The 16,919-nt window shown below is 60.8% G+C and carries 16 protein-coding genes and 2 pseudogenes; 10 read left to right on the forward strand and 8 right to left on the reverse strand.

Annotated elements, in window-relative coordinates; all coding sequences use genetic code 11:
• Window positions 1-69: 69 nt before the first annotated feature.
• From GOB90_RS06840 to GOB90_RS06855, 4 genes and pseudogenes are all read right to left on the reverse strand, one after another.
• Window positions 70-636, reverse strand: a complete 567-nt coding sequence (locus tag GOB90_RS06840; RefSeq protein WP_146886263.1) for a rod shape-determining protein MreD — start codon at window positions 634-636, stop codon at window positions 70-72.
• Window positions 637-894: 258 nt separating this feature from the next.
• Window positions 895-1,773, reverse strand: a pseudogene (gene mreC / locus GOB90_RS06845) (rod shape-determining protein MreC); the annotation flags it as partial.
• A complete protein-coding gene (locus GOB90_RS06850) occupies window positions 1,770-1,919 on the reverse strand; it encodes a hypothetical protein (RefSeq protein ID WP_173571967.1) in 150 nt (49 codons plus the stop codon). The gene GOB90_RS06850 and the pseudogene mreC, both read right to left, overlap by 4 nt.
• A gap of 149 nt (window positions 1,920-2,068) precedes the next feature.
• On the reverse strand, window positions 2,069-3,115 hold the full coding sequence (locus GOB90_RS06855) for a rod shape-determining protein (RefSeq protein ID WP_146886268.1): 1,047 nt from the start codon (window positions 3,113-3,115) through the stop codon (window positions 2,069-2,071).
• A 507-nt stretch (window positions 3,116-3,622) separates the two neighbouring features.
• On the opposite strand from GOB90_RS06855, the gene GOB90_RS06860 reads away from it, so the two are divergent.
• From GOB90_RS06860 to rsfS, 8 genes and pseudogenes are all read left to right on the forward strand, one after another.
• Window positions 3,623-3,928 (forward strand): cell envelope biogenesis protein OmpA, encoded by a 306-nt coding sequence (locus GOB90_RS06860; RefSeq protein WP_173571968.1) that lies wholly within the window; start codon window positions 3,623-3,625, stop codon window positions 3,926-3,928.
• A 153-nt stretch (window positions 3,929-4,081) separates the two neighbouring features.
• Window positions 4,082-4,675 carry a hypothetical protein gene (locus GOB90_RS06865; protein ID WP_375790357.1) on the forward strand — a complete coding sequence of 198 codons (594 nt, stop codon included), beginning with the start codon at window positions 4,082-4,084 and terminating at the stop codon, window positions 4,673-4,675.
• Window positions 4,676-4,855: 180 nt separating this feature from the next.
• On the forward strand, window positions 4,856-5,482 hold the full coding sequence (locus GOB90_RS06870) for a 50S ribosomal protein L25/general stress protein Ctc (protein WP_146892770.1): 627 nt from the start codon (window positions 4,856-4,858) through the stop codon (window positions 5,480-5,482).
• A 78-nt stretch (window positions 5,483-5,560) separates the two neighbouring features.
• Window positions 5,561-6,124 (forward strand): annotated as a pseudogene (pth, locus tag GOB90_RS06875) (aminoacyl-tRNA hydrolase); the annotation flags it as partial.
• A 125-nt stretch (window positions 6,125-6,249) separates the two neighbouring features.
• On the forward strand, window positions 6,250-7,344 hold the full coding sequence (gene ychF, locus GOB90_RS06880; RefSeq protein ID WP_146892768.1) for a redox-regulated ATPase YchF: 1,095 nt from the start codon (window positions 6,250-6,252) through the stop codon (window positions 7,342-7,344).
• 76 nt (window positions 7,345-7,420) lie between these two features.
• A complete protein-coding gene (locus tag GOB90_RS06885) occupies window positions 7,421-8,692 on the forward strand; it encodes a glutamate-5-semialdehyde dehydrogenase (protein WP_146892766.1) in 1,272 nt (423 codons plus the stop codon).
• Between the two features lie 62 nt (window positions 8,693-8,754).
• Entirely contained in the window at window positions 8,755-9,393 is a 639-nt protein-coding gene (locus GOB90_RS06890; RefSeq protein ID WP_146892764.1) for a nicotinate-nucleotide adenylyltransferase, read from the forward strand.
• A 49-nt stretch (window positions 9,394-9,442) separates the two neighbouring features.
• Window positions 9,443-10,021, forward strand: a complete 579-nt coding sequence (gene rsfS, locus GOB90_RS06895) for a ribosome silencing factor (RefSeq protein WP_146892777.1) — start codon at window positions 9,443-9,445, stop codon at window positions 10,019-10,021.
• A gap of 104 nt (window positions 10,022-10,125) precedes the next feature.
• Here the strand turns inward: rsfS and GOB90_RS06900 are convergent, their stop codons facing one another.
• Complete coding sequence (locus tag GOB90_RS06900) at window positions 10,126-11,148, reverse strand: GNAT family N-acetyltransferase (RefSeq protein ID WP_146892762.1); 1,023 nt, start codon at window positions 11,146-11,148, stop codon at window positions 10,126-10,128.
• Between the two features lie 219 nt (window positions 11,149-11,367).
• Window positions 11,368-12,165: a prephenate dehydrogenase gene (locus GOB90_RS06905; protein ID WP_146892774.1), complete on the reverse strand. Its 798-nt coding sequence runs from the start codon at window positions 12,163-12,165 to the stop codon at window positions 11,368-11,370.
• 282 nt (window positions 12,166-12,447) lie between these two features.
• On the opposite strand from GOB90_RS06905, the gene GOB90_RS06910 reads away from it, so the two are divergent.
• Complete coding sequence (locus tag GOB90_RS06910) at window positions 12,448-12,903, forward strand: 23S rRNA (pseudouridine(1915)-N(3))-methyltransferase RlmH (RefSeq protein WP_146892772.1); 456 nt, start codon at window positions 12,448-12,450, stop codon at window positions 12,901-12,903.
• Between the two features lie 228 nt (window positions 12,904-13,131).
• A complete protein-coding gene (gene exaC, locus GOB90_RS06915) occupies window positions 13,132-14,640 on the forward strand; it encodes an acetaldehyde dehydrogenase ExaC (protein WP_146892760.1) in 1,509 nt (502 codons plus the stop codon).
• A gap of 169 nt (window positions 14,641-14,809) precedes the next feature.
• On the opposite strand, the gene GOB90_RS06920 is transcribed toward exaC, so the two are convergent.
• A complete protein-coding gene (locus tag GOB90_RS06920) occupies window positions 14,810-15,670 on the reverse strand; it encodes a sugar phosphate isomerase/epimerase family protein (RefSeq protein ID WP_146892758.1) in 861 nt (286 codons plus the stop codon).
• 11 nt (window positions 15,671-15,681) lie between these two features.
• Complete coding sequence (locus tag GOB90_RS06925) at window positions 15,682-16,488, reverse strand: alpha/beta fold hydrolase (RefSeq protein ID WP_146892756.1); 807 nt, start codon at window positions 16,486-16,488, stop codon at window positions 15,682-15,684.
• Window positions 16,489-16,919: the final 431 nt, after the last annotated feature.

The raw sequence follows: 16,919 nt of genomic DNA on the forward strand, positions 1-16,919 counted from the left end.
CGTTTCAGTCTCTCTTTTTTACGCCGGAACAGCATCAGCCGCACCACCCGGACAGCATCAGCAGGCGCCTCATGACTGCGGCTCCGGATTGGAAATCCGCCGATGCAGCCACATGCCGGTAAAAGCCGTCAGCGGATAAATCCCGATCGCAAGCAAAACCTCGAACAACGCCGGCGCCGTCGGCATCGCATTCAGCGATAACATCGAAATCATCGCCCACAGAAGCCAGCACGCAGCAGCAGCAAGCACCGAAAACACCACCCAGATCGCCAGAAAACTCAGCCCCATCAGCCCGAACCGCGTATGCACCGCTATGCCATGTAAAAGCAGCAGCACAAATGCATCGACCCCCGGCGGCGCAAACCCGATCAGATCCATCAGCAGCCCGAGCAGAAACACCACAGGAGCGGACATCGAGGCCGGACGCCAGACAGACCAGAAAAACACCGTCGACATCACCAGCCCCGGCAACAGCGCCGCCGCCCCGGGAATCCCGGTGGGCGCCGCCAGGATAACGATAATCAGCGCCGTCGCCCCGCCCGGCATCAGTCGCCGCGCCAGCCTGTCCAGTCGCTGCGCCAGCGCCGGCCCGGAAGACTGGTCCGAATGCCAGTGAGAATAAGGATCGACTGACATCAGAACAGTCTTTCACCCATTCCCCGGAACCGGCGGACGCGCAGCGGGAACCCCGGTTCCGCCGCCATCATCCGGCTCGCCACCGGCAGGAGAAGATGTCCCGTCCTCATCGGACCCGCCACCGGCCTCCGGCGCACCGGACCTGTTGCCGTCGCCGGTCGCACCAGGGCCGCCTCCACCCGTTCCGGATAATGCCCGCCCGCTGAGTCCTTCCACAACACCGCCAAGCGTCATCCCTTCCATCGGATTGTCACGTCCGGGCACAGCGCCGGACTGACGAAGCGGCGCCACGGGAACCCGCCCCGGCGCATCGGGCGAGTCAATCGTCCCGGAGTCGAAATCAAACACCCGCAGAATCGACAGATGATCCAGCCGCGCATAAGGCGCCACAACCGGGGTCGATGCCCGGATGTAATGAACCGTTCCCACCGGAAGTCCCGCCGGAAGAAGCTCGGCCTGCCCGGATGTCACCACGCGCTCGCCCTCAATCGGATGATTGTCCTGCGCATAATACATCAGACGCGGCATGGGGGAATTGTCACCCGCCATAATCGCCGTGCCATGGCTCGTCTCAAGCGTGACTGGAATCCGGCTCGCCACATCGTCAATCAGCAGAATGCGCGCCGAATGAACGCCGGTCTCCGTCACGCGCCCCGCAAACCCGCTTGCCGCCAGCGCCACATTTCCCACACGCACCCCGCTCTGAGGCCCCGCCCCGATCAGAACGGCATGCGAATACAGCCCGCCGGCATCGCCAACAACCCGCCCCGTGACAAAAGACGGAACCGGATCAGGCATCCAGTGCAGATTGGTCTTCAGAGTCTGGTTTTCTTCCGTCAGGGACACCGCAACATCATACCAGCCACGTAATGTCTCATTTTCAGCCCGAAGCCGCGCGTTCTCCTGCGCCAGATGACCGATTCCCCGCAATTCCGACAGCGCCGCGGACAGTTGCTCGCCCGGCTCCGCGATCACCGCCCAGACCGGTGACAGCACATCCGCAACAGCCATCCGCGCCGTATTCGTCAGCCGCTGATTGGCCCAGCCCAGCAACATGATGGCTATCGAGAGCAGAAGCATGGCCGGCAGCCATACACGCTCAAGCGCCTGCCGGATCTGAATGGAAACAGGAATCACGCGGCAAAACCCCGGCGGATCACACAGGTAAAAGCCGCCGGTTCGTAAGAAAACAGAGACCCGCGCGTAAAATGAATGAGCCCCGCGCCGGAACCGGTAGCAGCCCCGGCCACCTGTTTCATTCCGGGGGCCTGGCCCATCCGCATGGAATCATCCTTAAACCGGGAGAGTCCGCATGACGCCGGAGCTCCCGTTACCCCGACTCACGTTGCCCTCAGACTCTGGTGTAAAGTTTTCAGGCGGAAAGTAGCTGTATACTGCCAAAGGATTTCAGAGAATGCATTGATATTTTTCGTTAATACATCGTGGTCAGCACTTCACGCAGACGCTTCATCTCTTCAAGCGCCCGCCCCGTGCCCAGCGCAACGCAGGACAACGGATCTTCCGCCACCGTCACCGGCAGTCCCGTTGAATACCGCAGCACCTCGTCCAGACGATACAGCAGCGCCCCGCCACCCGTCAGCACGATTCCCTTGTCGACAATATCCGCAGCCAGCTCCGGCGGCGTGTTCTCCAGCGTCGTCTTGACCGCTTCGATAATCTGCGAGATCGGCTCAGCCAGACTTTCGGCAATCTGCGCCTGCGACACCACGATCTCACGCGGCGCGCCGGTAATCAGGTCGCGCCCCTTCACGTTCTGTAACGGACCAGGATCGTTCGGATCGTCAGGCATCATCGCCGAGCCCAGCGAAATCTTGATCCGCTCTGAAGAACTTTCGCCGATCAGCAGATTATGCATACGACGAATGTAGGAGATGATCGCCTCATCCATCTTGTCGCCGCCAACCCGCACCGATCGGGCATAAACAATGCCGCCCAGCGAAATCACCGCCACCTCGGTCGTGCCGCCGCCAATATCGACAACCATGCTGCCCGAAGGTTCAGTCACCGGCAGTCCGGCCCCGATCGCCGCCGCCATCGGCTCCTCGATCAGAAAAACCCGCCGCGCGCCGGCGCTCTCGGCGCTCTCCTGAATCGCCCGGCGCTCAACCGCCGTCGAACCGGACGGAACGCAGATAATCACCTGCGGACTCGCAAACGCCCGCCGGTTATGAACCCGACGGATGAAGTGCTTGATCATCTCTTCGGCGACTTCAAAATCCGCAATCACGCCATCGCGCATCGGACGAATGGCCGTGATGTTGCCGGGTGTACGCCCGACCATCTGTTTCGCTTCCTCGCCAACCGCAAGAACCTGCTTCTTGCCGCGCGTTTCCGCTATCGCAACAACAGACGGCTCGTTCAGAACGATGCCCCGTCCCTTGACATAGACCAGCGTATTGGCGGTGCCGAGGTCGATTGCCATGTCAGCAGACATGAGACCCAGCAGGCGAGAAAACATCCACAACTCCTGGCCAGCTTAAATAACATGCGTGAAGCACGCGGAAACGGACGCAGCCCGTGCGCGATCTGTCCGCCGGACGCATCGCGCATGACAAAGGCCGTGCGATCTTCCCGCCCGAACGCTGGACCGAGGGCTTACCGACGCAGCCCTCCGACCGCAAGAGCTATGAATGAGAAACGGCAATGTTCCGCGATTTTTACAACCGTGTTCAGACGTCCCGATGGCCCTCCGACCGTTTCATGCAACCTGTCCGACAGAAATACAGCCTGAATCCTTAAAGAGATCCCAACAGCGTTTGTCCCGGGCGAGTCCCGCTGCCGGCACACCTACCCGCATGAACCTTTCGTCAGAAAAACCACCTGACCGGCCAGACGTTTAAACAACGCGCGTTAACGGACCCCATCCGTCCGACAGCACCGGATACGGATCTCCGGTCAGCGGACCTGACCGGAGATCCGGCAGGCAACGCGCCGGAACAACAAAACAGGCAGGACTTCAGTCTCTATGACGTCAGACGTACCCAGAACTTCCACCCGGTCTCTTCGCTCTGTCCGACACGCCCTTCTGGCCGCGGGTCTGCTCTCGACCTCATTACTCTCCGGCTGCGGTGATCCTTACAATCCCGGACACCGCGCCGGCAGCGGCGCCCTGATCGGCGCGGGCGGCGGTGCCGCGATCGGCGCCATCGCGGGCGGAGGTGGCGGCGCTGCCATCGGCGCCCTGGCAGGCGGCGCAACCGGAGCCGCCGTCGGCGCCGCGACCACGCCCAGCCGGCCCGCAAGCCGGGGCAGTTACAATAACGGCTACTGATGCGCCGGAGCCGCATCACCCCATAAGCACTCTGTTACCGAAGCGGACATGATTCCGCCACGACACCGTGGTCTCACTCTCGTCTGCGCCTGCCCTCCCGAGCAGGCGCCCGGGTGACAGTTTATAAGACCGTGTTTACCCGGACAGAAGAAAATGCTTTCAGATTTTAAGCTGTCGTGTGAATCAGCGGCACAACTCCGCGATCCACGCACCGGATATGAAACCAGACCGGTTCCGTTCCCGGATGACGACAGACCAGATACGGTGATCCTGATGAAGACTTCGCCTCGCCTTGTTCCCGCCGTCGCAGCCCTGGGGCTGCTGACGCTCCTCTCGGGTTGCGGCGATCCTTACAATCCGGGCATGCGTGCCGGTAACGGCGCCCTGATCGGCGGCGGCACCGGCGCCGCCATCGGTGCTCTCGCCGGCGGCGGACGCGGCGCCGCCATCGGCGCGCTGGCCGGCGGTCTGCTGGGCGCCGGAACAGGCGCGCTGACAACCCCGAACCGCCCCGCCGCCACCCAGGGATATACCCAGGGCTACAGCACCCCCGCACAGGGCAGTTATTCCCAGGGGAATTATCCCCAGGGCGCCTACCCGCAGCAGGCCTACCCGCAACAGCAGGCCTACCCGCAGAACATGCCCGTCTGCACACAGCAGGGACAGACCAACTGCTACCCGCCCGGCTACAGCCCGCAGGGTGGTGGCTATTATCCGCAGCAGCAGGCCGCCCCTCAGGGATACTGATCCCTCCCTGAAAACCCGTCAGGCGTGACCGGCAGGCATCGGTCTCCGGTCACAGTTCCAACCTGCTCCGGCTCCGCTCGCTTCCCGATTGCCTCGGCCGCCCTTTTCCGCTAAAGAGCCCGCCTTCGCGCCGGCACCCCTGGAGGCTGGCGCGTAATCGTATTTCAGGAGCTTAATAACGTGGCTAAAATCACTTCGATCGAAGCGTCACTGCGCGCGAAGGCTGGTAAGGGGGCAGCGCGCGCAACCCGACGCGGCGGACTCGTGCCTGGGGTCGTCTACGGCGCCGGCAGGGACGCAACCCTCATCGCCCTCGACCCGCGGATCATCAACCGCGGTCTGCAGCAGTCCGGCTGGCGCTCACGCCTGTACGAGATCAAGGCGGAAGGCGTCACCGAGCGCGCCCTGATCCGTGACATCCAGTTCCATCCGGTCAGCGATGCGCCGATCCACGTCGATTTCCAGCGCCTCCGGGCCGGTGAGCATGTCCACCTCGAAATCTCCGTGCATGTCACGGGCGAGGAAGTGTCCCCCGGCATCAAACGCGGCGGTGTGCTGAACGTCGTTCGTCACACGATCGAAGTCACAGCCGATCCGGAAAAAATTCCGGAGTTCTTCACAGCCGATGTCTCCGCGCTCGACATCCACGACAACGTCCGCTGGGAAGACCTGAAGGGCACGGAAAACGTGGTTCCGGTTCTGCAGATCCCGAACTTCGTTGTCGCCACGATCGCGGCGCCGACCGTCGATGTCGAGCAGACCGAGACGACCGACGAAGCCATCGTCGCAGCCGCCGAAGATAAGTAAGGAGGCCCGGCAGTCCGGGGCGCTCCGGTTTATCCCGGGGCAGCCCGGATTGTGGGACAGACAGCCATGCAACCGGCGATTCAGCTCTGGGCCGGTCTCGGAAACCCCGAACCATCCATGAGCCGTCAGCGTCATAATATCGGTTTCATGGCGGTCGACGCCATCGCCCGCCGCCACGGCTTCTCGCCGTGGCGGAAGCGATTCCGTGGCGAAGTCGCGGAAGGCCGGCTCGGCGGCACGAAAATTCTGCTGCTCAAACCAATGACGTATATGAACGCGTCCGGCGATTCCATCCGCGAAGCCGCGACGTTCTATAAAATCCCGCCCGACGCGATTACCGTCTTTCACGACGAACTGGATCTCGTCCCCGGCAAAATCCGCGTTAAAAAAGGCGGAGGCGCCGCCGGTCACAACGGCCTGCGCTCGACCGACCGCCAGCTCGGCACGCCCGATTACCTGCGCGTCCGCCTCGGCATCGGCCACCCCGGCTCGAAAGAGCGCGTCCATGGCTGGGTGCTCGGAGATTTCGCCAAAGCCGATCAGCCCTGGCTCGAAGATCTCCTCACCGCCGTGTCCGACGCCGCCCCGCTGCTCGCGGCGCAGACACCCGAGCCCTTCATGTCTAAAGTCGCGCTGCTCACCGCCGGCCATCAGCCCGACCCGAAAAACAAAGAGCCAAAAAAACCGGATGCAATAAAGTCCGGACCACAGAAACAGACGGCTGAAAAACCCGAACCCGGGTCCGCCGGAACAGGAGAGAAAGACTGATGGGCTTTAACTGCGGCATCGTCGGACTGCCCAATGTCGGCAAATCCACCCTGTTCAACGCGCTGACCGCCACCGCGTCAGCCCAGGCCGCCAATTACCCGTTCTGCACCATCGAGCCGAATGTCGGTCGCGTCGCCGTCCCCGATCCGCGCCTGGACGTGCTGGCAAAAGCCGGAAAATCGCAGAAAATCGTTCCGACCAGCCTCGAATTCGTGGACATCGCCGGCCTCGTGCGTGGTGCGTCGCGAGGGGAGGGGCTCGGTAACCAGTTCCTCGCCAATATCCGCGAAGTCCACGCCATCATCCATGTTCTCCGCTGCTTCGAGGACGACGACATCACCCATGTCGAAGGCGGCGTGGACCCGGTGCGCGACGCCGAGATCATCGAAACCGAGCTGATGCTCGCCGATCTCGACTCGCTCGAAAAACGCATCATCCCGCTCCAGAAGAAAGCACGTGGCAACGACCGCGAGGCTCAGGCCCAGGTCACGCTCATGGAGCCGCTGATCGAGGCCCTGCGCGAAGGCAGACCGGCCCGCACAGCCGTGCCGAAAGGCGAGGAAGCCGCCGCCGCCCGCCTTCAGCTCATGACTACCAAGCCGGTGCTCTATGTCTGTAATGTCGAGGAAACCGCCGCCTCGACAGGCAATAAATTCTCTCAGGCCGTGCAGGAACGTGCCGCGCAAGAAGGCGCCGCCTCCGTCGTCGTCTCCGCCGCCATCGAAGCCGAAGTCAGCCAGCTCGATGCTCCCGACGCAAAGGAATTTCTCGAAGGCCTCGGCCTTGAGGACAGCGGCCTCGATCGCGTCATCGCCGCCGGCTACAAGCTGCTCGGCCTGCGCACCTATTTCACCGTCGGCCCCAAGGAAACCCGCGCCTGGACCATCACGGCCGGCACGAAAGCCCCGCAGGCCGCCGCCGTCATCCATAATGATTTCGAACGTGGCTTCATCGCCTGTGAAACAGTGGCATATGACGACTATGTGAAATACAACGGTGAGGCCGGCGCGAAAGAAGCAGGCAGAATGCGCGTCGAAGGCCGCGACTACGTGGTACAGGACGGCGATGTCCTCCTGTTCCGCTTCAACGTCTGACAGACGACACGCACAACAGACGACGCACACACCAGAACCGATAACATTCGAGCAGAGAAGGACAGAGGTAACCGAAATGAGCGCCAGTATGCAGGCGGAAGCGACCAGACCCGGGGCGATCGAGGCCATGGCCCGCGCCGCCCGGGTCGCATCCCGAACCCTGGCGCAAAGCCCGACCGCCATCCGCGACAAAGCCCTCTGGGCCGCCGCCAGCGCCCTCCGGGAAACCCGGACCGATCTCCTCGACGCCAACGCAAAAGACCTGGAAGCCTTCACCGGCACGCCCGCCTTCCGTGACCGGCTGACCCTCACCCCCGAGCGCATCGAAGCCATGGCCGCCGGACTGGAGGACATGGCCGACCTCCCCGATCCCGTCGGCCGTATCCTCGCCGACTGGTCACGCCCCAACGGCCTGAAAATCCGCCGCGTCGCCACCCCCGTCGGCGTGCTCGGCGTCATCTACGAAAGCCGTCCCAATGTCGGCGCCGACGCCGCCGGCCTGTGCATCAAATCCGGTAACGCCGTCATCCTGCGCGGCGGCTCCGAGAGCTTTCACAGCGCCCGGGCCATTCACGCCGCCATGGCCGCCGGCCTCCGCGCCGCCGGCCTCCCCGAGGAAGCCGTCCAGATCGCTCCCGGCACCGACCGCAGATACGTCGCCGAGATGCTCGCCGCCGCCGGCCTCATCGACCTCATCATCCCCCGCGGTGGCCGCTCCCTCGTCGAGCGCGTCCAGAACGAAGCCCGCGTGCCGGTCCTCGCGCACGCCGAAGGGCTCTGTCACACCTATATCCACGCCGCCGCCGACCCGAAAATGGCCCGCAGCATCATCGCCAACGCCAAGATGCGCCGCCCCGGAATCTGCGGCGCCACCGAAACCCTGCTGATCGACGCCGCCATCGCGCCCTCGCTGCTTCCCCTCATCGTCGAAGACCTGAAGGAACTCGGCTGCGATTTCCGCGCCGATGATCGCGCCCGCGCCATCGTCCCGGACCTCAAACCCGCCACGCCGCAGGATTTCGCCACCGAATGGCTGGACGCCACGCTCTCCGTCGCCACCGTCGATGGCGTCGATTCCGCACTTGAGCACATCGCCCGTTACGGCAGCGGCCACACCGAAGCCATCATCACCTCGGATGAGACCGTCGCCACCCGTTTCCTCAACGGTACCGACAGCGCCGTCGTGATGTGGAACGCCTCCACCCAGTTTTGCGATGGCGGCGAATTCGGCTTCGGCGCAGAAATCGGTATCGCCACAGGTCGCATCCATGCCCGTGGCCCCGTCGGCCTCGAACAGCTGACCACCTTCCGTTACGAGGTCCTCGGCAGCGGCCAGATCCGGCCCTGATCCGGGCCGGGAGCCCCTCCGGCATGCGGGCAGACCCAGAAAGGCAGCTCCCGGAGAACGCAATGCCCGCTTCTCTCCGGCCCTGGGAAGCTGTGCCACCCGCCGACCCGCTCTCAGCCCGTGGCGACAACCGTCGCCTCCGGATCGGACTTCTCGGCGGCTCCTTCAATCCCGCCCATCAGGGCCATATCCAGATCGCCCGCCAGGCCGCCCGCGCCCTCGGGCTCGATCAGGTGTGGCTCATGGTCTCTCCCGGCAATCCGCTCAAATCCCGCGACGGCATGGCCCCGCTCGCCGAGCGCCTCGCCTCCGTCCGCCGTCTGAGCGGCGCGCGCGCCCTGATCCCGACCACCATCGAATCCCGGCTCGGCACCCGCTATACCGTCGATACGCTCCATGTCCTGAAAACCCGCTTCCCCAACGTCCGCTTCGTCTGGATCATGGGAACCGATGTCTTCGCCCAGCTGCCCCGCTGGCGCCGCTGGAAAGACGTCATCCGCACCGTACCCATCGCCGTCATGCCCCGTCCCGGCAATAACGCCGCCGCCCTGCATGGCCAGACCGCCTCATTCCTGCGACGCTATCGGCTGCCCGCACATCAAATCCGACAACTTCCCGAAAAAACCCCGCCCGCATGGGCTTTTCTTCCAGGCCCACAGAACGGTATATCGTCAACAGCCCTGCGTAACGCAGCGCAATAAACACCCAAGCCAGATAGTGCGGGCGACCACCCGGACAGGAGATACGGTCATAGCCAGGAAGCCCCCCTCCGAGACGGAGCCAAAACGCCGCACCACCAGTGCCGCGACGCCCGGCACGGCCAAACCCGCGGCGAAGGCGAAAGCCGTCGTAAAGCCTGTCGATACCCGCCTTGCCGAAGCCGCCAAAGCCCCCGGCACGCCACGCAAGAAAGCCGCCGCGGCCGGTCCGGACAAAGGCGCGAAAAAACGTCCGCACGCTCCGGCGGAAGATGTCGATCGCTACGTGAACATCATCACAGACAGCATCGACGGCGATAAAGGCGAGAATATCGTTGTCATCGACCTCGTCGGTCGAGCCTCATTCGCCGACCGCATGATCATCGCAACCGGCATCGCCGACCGCCAGATCAGCGCCATGGCCCAGCACATCGACCGCAAACTGCGCGAGGAAGGCCTCAAACGCATCCTCGTCGAAGGCGCTAACGGCTCGGACTGGGTGCTGATCGATGCCGGCGATATCGTCGTGCATCTGTTCAAAGCCGAAGCTCGCGAGCTTTACGGCCTGGAGCGCATGTGGGGCGCCGATCTCGACGAGCCAGGCGAAGACGCGTCCGTTACATCGCTCTGAGCCTGTCGGAAACTTATTAAACAGATCTGAGAGCAGGGGCGTGTTGTCCCTGCCGGATCTGAGAGAGCAGCGCGGGTTTCCTTCCACCCCGGCGAAATGTTCCCTCAGAACGCGGAAGACCGGTCTATTGCCTTCTTCCGATCCAGCATCATGCCGTTCGCTATTTTGAACAGCTTGTAGGGCACCGTCTGACGGGACACTTCGGTCCGGATAATCGGCGGAAGACCAAAACTGGCAAGAAATTTCGCGCTCTTCGTCGATCCGTAACTGTCGAAATCAAAACTCAGACCCATACCGCTGGCCATTTCGACAGCTTTCCACAGCAAAAGCGCATTCACCCCGCCAATACCACAAGCCGGATTCCGCGCGGACTGCCAGAAATAAGCATATTCCGATCCCCAGACGATAATAGCCGATGCAACAGAAACGCCGGCCTCGTTGCGGGCTGTCAGTATCGTGGCCTGATTCCTGTCTCTGGCAGCGCGGAATATCCGCTCCATGACACGAAAATCGTTCGTGTTTTCATGTGATGACTTGTTCAGCAACGATACTTTTTTGAATTCAGAAAAATCGTCCCCGTTACGAACGGAACACTTCTTTCCGGCAGACCGGATGACATTCCGCGTCTTCTGATCACAGTTCTTCCAGACCTCTTCAATGTCCGAAGCGGCCGGCACACGAAACGTAAAGAGCTCCTCGCAGATAAAATCCAGTAAGGAAAAACCGAAAACACTTTCATCATCAGGAGGAAGGCGGATTCTGACACTGTCATATTTCGGGAATTTACTGACAAGTTCAGCAACCAGGTTTCGGATGTTCTGTGAGCGTTTAAATGGCTTCGATGGCGGAAGGTAAAAGGTCGGACTCAGCGTCCTTGTGTAAAGAGGCATCCCGATGCATGTGAACATAAAGCGTTTTGCGGTAAAAATTGGCATGCTTACCAAAGTTTTTCCGTCATTCTGAATTTTAATAATATCGTACTGTCCGTTGGTCGCCGCATCAATCCACCATGGCTCATGAAAAGGGGAGGGAAATTTATAATTATTATTAAAATCGTTTCGTTTTTTATCCACGATATCGACGGAGAGATTATCAGCGCACTCCATTTCAGGCCGAATTACAGACATTATTGAGCCTTGTCTAAAAACTGGTGTGCCATCGATCTGGACGAGACGATGTTTGTAACAGACAGTTTAATTTTTTGCGACCTTTGTGTCCGAAGAATTTCCACTCTCTTAATAATCCGCCGCATGTCCGACAGCGGGTCATTCAGGCAGCAGACCCCCTGGAAAAGCCAGATATTCGTCAATCCCATCCTGAATACACCCCCGGAACCGTCCATTTCCTTACCCGACACAAACCAGGTCCGGCCTTTCCGCAAAGGCTTCATCCAGTTCGCAATCCAGCCTGGACGCCACCTTCAGAAAATCCCGCCGCACCTCCGCCGCATACGGATTGAGCGCCCCGATCGCCTCATAAACCGCCGGGGCATCATACCGCACCATACCAACCGCCTCGCGGATCAGATCGAAACTCGCCGTCGTCAGCCGCCCCGAGAGCGCCGGCTCGGACGCCTCCATCCCCACCAGCGCCCGCGCCAGCCAGTGCGTCAGCCCCTGAGTCACAGCCATCTCCCGGTCATGCCCCTCCGGTGTTGTGACAATCACCCGCAACCCGAGCGCCCGCCGCAGGAATGCAGCCAGATGCCCATGCCGCCCCCGCACCGGACACAGCACGATCCGCGCTCCCGCCAGCCCCCGCCGCGCACTCTGCGGCCCGAAAAGCGGATGCGTCGCGATAATATCCACATCGGACGGCAACTCACGTAACATCGCCCGCGCCGGTAAAACCTTCACAGAACCAACATCAAGAACCAGCGTGCCCGGCTTCAGCATCGGCGCAATCCGTCGCGCCACCTCAGCCACCGCCGCAACCGGAACCGCCAGCACGACAACGGGGTGCGAAACCACATCTTCCAGAGATCGGAAACCAGCCCCGAGGCGCTCCGCCACAACAGCCTGATCCTCATCCGGATCACAGACGTCAACCCGGTAATAAGGAAGAACAAGTCCCGCAATCAGCTGGCCAAACACGCCGAACCCGACAATGCCAACACTTACACCAGACTCATCCGAAACAGTCATGGAAGTCACGAAACAGAACCCCGATAAAGCCACCGGCCGGGGTTGTCATCATGAAATCAACCGCCGGTCAGGCAGCGGCTGGACAAAGAGACAGTCACGCCACCGCTATGCACGCGGCGCGTAATACATTTCACAAAGGAAAAACAGACTGCTCATAGCGGTGCAGCATTGCCGATCCGGCGCCCTCGGTCAACCATCGGGAGCAGCCCGGCGCCTTGCGATCCCGCCCCCCTCGCCGATACAGTCCCGATCACAGGCACACAGAAAAACAGGACCAGACCGATGCGCCTCATCGCCATAGGCCGCATGAAAGACGCCCACGAACGCGCCCTCATCGACCGCTACGCAAAGCGCCTCAGCCCGGCCCTCACCATCACCGAACTCGCCGACGGCAAAGGCTCCCCCGGCGAAATCAAACACCGCGAAGGCGAAGCCCTGCTCAATGCCCTCCCTGAGCGCGCCTTCGTCGTCGCCCTCGACCTCGCCGGCAAAACCCCGACCAGCGAAGCCTTCGCCGCCCTGCTCACCGGCTGGACCGAACTCGCCCGCCCGCTCTGCTTCCTTATCGGCGGCGCCGAGGGCCTCGATACCCCCGTTATCGCCCGCGCCGACGCCACACTCTCCCTCGGCAGCTTTACCTGGCCCCACATGCTCGCCCGCATCATGCTGACCGAACAGCTCTACCGCGCCCGCGCGATCGCCAGCGGTCATCCCTATCACCGCGCCGGACGTCCCTGAAACCGCGACAGGGCAGGGGACGACACCGCCTGTTCAAACACCATAGCGTGAGCAGACCCGCCCGCGACCTTGAACACGGTATCCGTATATGGAAGGATACCGCCCGCACGGTCATAAGCCGCGAAAGCGGTATAAAAATAACAAAACCGTAAGACCTGACCGACAAATATTACAAACAGACAAGACGCGTCCCCGATCGCTTCATTCGCCTTCATAAGGAAGACAACAATGGCGTCCGTGATCACTCAGGAATCCCCGTACAAATCCCGCTACGGCAATTACATCGGCGGCAAATGGATCGCCCCCGCAAATGGCCGGTACATGACCAACCCGTCTCCCATCGACGGACGCACGCTCTGCGAAGTCGCCCGTTCCTCACCGGAAGATATCGAACTCGCACTCGACGCCGCCCACAAAACCTTCAAAGCCTGGGCACACACCTCCGTCGAAGCCCGCTCGAACATTCTCCTCAAAGCCGCAGACCGCATGGAAGCGAACCTCGAACTCCTGGCCCGCGCCGAAACCTGGGATAACGGAAAACCCATCCGCGAAACAGTAAACGCGGACATCCCTCTTGCCATCGACCATTTTCGCTACTTCGCGGGCTGCCTCCGCGCCCAGGAAGGCGCTCTCAGCGAAATCACCGACAGCACCATCGCCTACCATTTTCACGAACCGCTAGGTGTCGTCGGCCAGATCATCCCGTGGAACTTTCCCATCCTGATGGCCTCGTGGAAACTCGCCCCGGCCCTCGCCGCCGGCAACTGCGTCGTCATGAAACCCGCCGAAACCACCCCCGCCAGCATCCTCGTGCTGATGGAGATCATCGGCGATCTCTTCCCGCCCGGCACACTCAACATCGTCAACGGCCTCGGCCGCGAAGTCGGCTCCGCGCTGGCCAATAACACCCGGATCGCGAAAATTGCCTTCACCGGCTCAACCGCCACCGGCAAAACCATCGCCCACGCCGCCGCCGAAAACCTTATTCCCTCAACCCTGGAACTCGGCGGCAAATCCCCGAACGTCTTTTTCGCAGATGTCATGGATCACGATGACGATTATCTCGATAAGGCCATCGAAGGTTTCGCTCTCTTCGCGCTCAATCAGGGACAGGTCTGTTCCTGTCCAAGCCGCGCCCTGATTCACGAAGATATCTATGAACGCTTCATGGAACGCGCCCTGCCACGCGTCAAAGCCATTAAACAGGGTAACCCGCTCGACCCGGAAACCATGATGGGTGCGCAAAACTCGCAGATGCAGGAAGAGAAAATTCTCTCCTATATCGACATCGGTAAAAACGAAGGCGCGACACTTCTCACCGGCGGCGGAAAACCCGATCTCGGCACAGCCTTCAGCGAAGGTTTCTACATCCAGCCGACCGTCTTCCGGGGTGACAACCGCATGCGGATTTTCCAGGAGGAAATCTTCGGCCCGGTGCTCGCGGTCACAACCTTCAAAACCGAAGAAGAAGCCCTCGCCATCGCCAACGATACCGAATATGGCCTCGGCGCCGGCGTCTGGTCCCGCAACGCCAATACCTGCTACCGCATGGGTCGCGGGCTGGAAGCCGGGCGCGTCTGGATCAACTGCTATCACGCCTATCCCGCTCACGCCGCTTTCGGTGGTTATAAAAAGTCAGGTATCGGACGCGAAACTCACAAAATGGTTCTCGAACACTACCAGCAGACGAAAAACCTGCTCGTCAGCTACAGCGAAAAGAAACTGGGCTTCTTCTGAGAAAATCAGCTCGCTGCCCGGCCCCGCATCCACTACAGGTTCGCAACCTTTGCCAGGTTACGCGGCAAAACTCCATGCCCTGTCAGGATCATAACGGGAAACAGGGCTACAGCTCTTTCCATGAAACAGACCGGCCCGGCAACAACCTGCCGGGCCGCAGCCTGAATCCTTACCCGATCGCCTGCCAGGCCTTCTCCAGCCCCGCCCGACTGCGCCTGATGACCTCCCGAAGATCCCCGTCATAAAGACTGTCCGGCACCCCGTCGGAAAAGATCTCAACCGTGCACGCGCCCCGAAATCCCGCTTCCCGGGTCGCCTTCATCAGCGCCCCCAGCGGAATCGCCCCGTCACCCGGCACCAGCCGATCCGCCGCCGAATACGGAACGCGCCAGTCACTCGCCTGCACAACCGTAATCCTGTCACCCGCCCGCCGGATCTGCGCTTCGACGTCGTTCTCCTGCCAGATATTCCAGTAATCCAGACACAGCCCCATAGCGCGATGCCCGACCGCATCAATCACGTCCATGGTCTGCGCAATCGTCCAGATAGCGCTTTCCACATTCATCGAAACCGGATTCAGTGGCTCCAGCGCGATCGAAACCCCCAGATCAGCAGCCAGCGGACAAAGTTCCCGCAAATATCTGACTGTATCATCAATCGTCTTCCGCACATTGCCGGCCGGAGGCGCTCCCGTATTACAGACAAATACAGACCCCGGCGTAAAAGGCGCCAGAATTTCAAGGCTTTTCCGAAATGCTTTGACCCGCGCCTCAGTCCCTTCCGGCGACGGCATCATCCTGCTGCCAAAAAACGTCCGCACTGCCGGCTGAACCGAACTGATCTTCATCCCGCTCCCGGCAACGTATTTCATCTGTTCCGCAACGCGGCCAGCATCCAGTTTCGCCTCACAAACCTCAATCGCCTGAACACCGAGTTCCTGATACCGGCGGACATCCTCTTCAAAAGACCAGGGCTGCGTCGTGAACTCATTAACACCGAAAAGAAACGGAAAATTCTGTCCTTCAGTCATATTATCCGCCCTTACTGTTTCAGAAAAGACACGACGGACGCATTGAACTTCTCCGTCTCGTCAATAAAAATCATATGTGCGCTGTCTTCAAACACCTCCGCCCGCGCATGCGGCATGTGCACCGCCACCCAGGCCGGCCCGCCAGGATTCAGCACAGTGTCTTTTTTCGCCACCATGACCAGTGCCGGAATGTTCAGATGCGGCAACAGATCCCGCCAGTCATGCACCGTATGATCCGCCATCAGTGTCGACCGCACGTAAGACGGGCATTTCTTCATCTCCGCCAGAAGAAAGCGCTTTTCATCATGAGGGAGGGGATGACGCAGACAACCCGACAGATTCTGCTCGTCAAACGCGTCGGAATTCAGCGTAAGCCGCTGCTGCGTAAACACCAGCCCCGCCTGATCGTAACAGGTCGCATGTCCAGGTTTCCAGTCAGGTGAATAATACTGCCGGGGCGTTTGCTGCACGAAAATCGCGGCCCGTAACCGCTCCTGCCCGAACAGCTCAGGATAACTCCAGATCACCGGACACCCGAGCGACCAGCCCGGAACCGTCACGTCCGTCAGATCAAGCTGAACCAGCACATCCCGTAGATCCGCCGCCAGCCGGGGAATCCGATACCCATGATCCGGCTTGCCGGACTCTCCATGTCCGCGCAGATCAATCGTAATCACCCGCGCATGTTCCGCAAAAGCATCCACATTCCGATGAAAAAACCGCCCGCTGAACGACCACCCGTGGATCATCACCAGAGGTCGGTCCCGGCCTTTTTCCTCGTAATACTGCGTACCGTCATTCGTCGTAATATATGGCACGGACAATCGGCCCCCCTGCGTAAAACCAGACTGACATTCAAAGAGTCCGCCGCGCGAGGGTTCCCCGCTTCAGGTGTGACACAGGTATACAGACACAAGTCCATGCCAGTTAATCAGCTGAATGTTACGATAAAAAAACGAGCAGATTTTAAGGAATTTCTTTTTCAGTCCCGATAAAACAGAACTGATAAGAAAGACAATCAGGGAATCTGTACGGGCAGGAAAAGCAAAATTACGAAACATCCCGCTAAATAAAACCAGCGTATCGTGCTGTGTGGAATGATCACTCAGTGAACCGGCAGCGAAATACACGCCTGTCTCTCAGTGTCTGACCGAAAATGAGTTGAGTGATTTCAGCGGGTTATGATTCATGGGTTTGCGATAACCTGATGAGATCAAGATGGCCTGGACTGAAATCACCCGAGCGCAGT

This window comes from Acetobacter oeni, assembly GCF_011516825.1.
Taxonomy (GTDB): domain Bacteria; phylum Pseudomonadota; class Alphaproteobacteria; order Acetobacterales; family Acetobacteraceae; genus Acetobacter; species Acetobacter oeni.

What these genes read in the sequence shown, in the direction of transcription:
- GOB90_RS06840 (WP_146886263.1), bottom strand. Translation starts at nt 636, where the DNA reads ATGTCAGTCGATCCTTATTCTCACTGGCATTCGGACCAGTCTTCCGGG.
- GOB90_RS06850 (WP_173571967.1), bottom strand. Translation starts at nt 1,919, where the DNA reads ATGCGGATGGGCCAGGCCCCCGGAATGAAACAGGTGGCCGGGGCTGCT.
- GOB90_RS06855 (WP_146886268.1), bottom strand. Translation starts at nt 3,115, where the DNA reads ATGTTTTCTCGCCTGCTGGGTCTCATGTCTGCTGACATGGCAATCGAC.
- GOB90_RS06860 (WP_173571968.1), top strand. Translation starts at nt 3,623, where the DNA reads ATGACGTCAGACGTACCCAGAACTTCCACCCGGTCTCTTCGCTCTGTC.
- GOB90_RS06865 (WP_375790357.1), top strand. Translation starts at nt 4,082, where the DNA reads ATGCTTTCAGATTTTAAGCTGTCGTGTGAATCAGCGGCACAACTCCGC.
- ychF (WP_146892768.1), top strand. Translation starts at nt 6,250, where the DNA reads ATGGGCTTTAACTGCGGCATCGTCGGACTGCCCAATGTCGGCAAATCC.
- GOB90_RS06885 (WP_146892766.1), top strand. Translation starts at nt 7,421, where the DNA reads ATGAGCGCCAGTATGCAGGCGGAAGCGACCAGACCCGGGGCGATCGAG.
- GOB90_RS06890 (WP_146892764.1), top strand. Translation starts at nt 8,755, where the DNA reads ATGCCCGCTTCTCTCCGGCCCTGGGAAGCTGTGCCACCCGCCGACCCG.
- GOB90_RS06900 (WP_146892762.1), bottom strand. Translation starts at nt 11,148, where the DNA reads ATGTCTGTAATTCGGCCTGAAATGGAGTGCGCTGATAATCTCTCCGTC.
- GOB90_RS06905 (WP_146892774.1), bottom strand. Translation starts at nt 12,165, where the DNA reads ATGACTGTTTCGGATGAGTCTGGTGTAAGTGTTGGCATTGTCGGGTTC.
- GOB90_RS06910 (WP_146892772.1), top strand. Translation starts at nt 12,448, where the DNA reads ATGCGCCTCATCGCCATAGGCCGCATGAAAGACGCCCACGAACGCGCC.
- exaC (WP_146892760.1), top strand. Translation starts at nt 13,132, where the DNA reads ATGGCGTCCGTGATCACTCAGGAATCCCCGTACAAATCCCGCTACGGC.
- GOB90_RS06920 (WP_146892758.1), bottom strand. Translation starts at nt 15,670, where the DNA reads ATGACTGAAGGACAGAATTTTCCGTTTCTTTTCGGTGTTAATGAGTTC.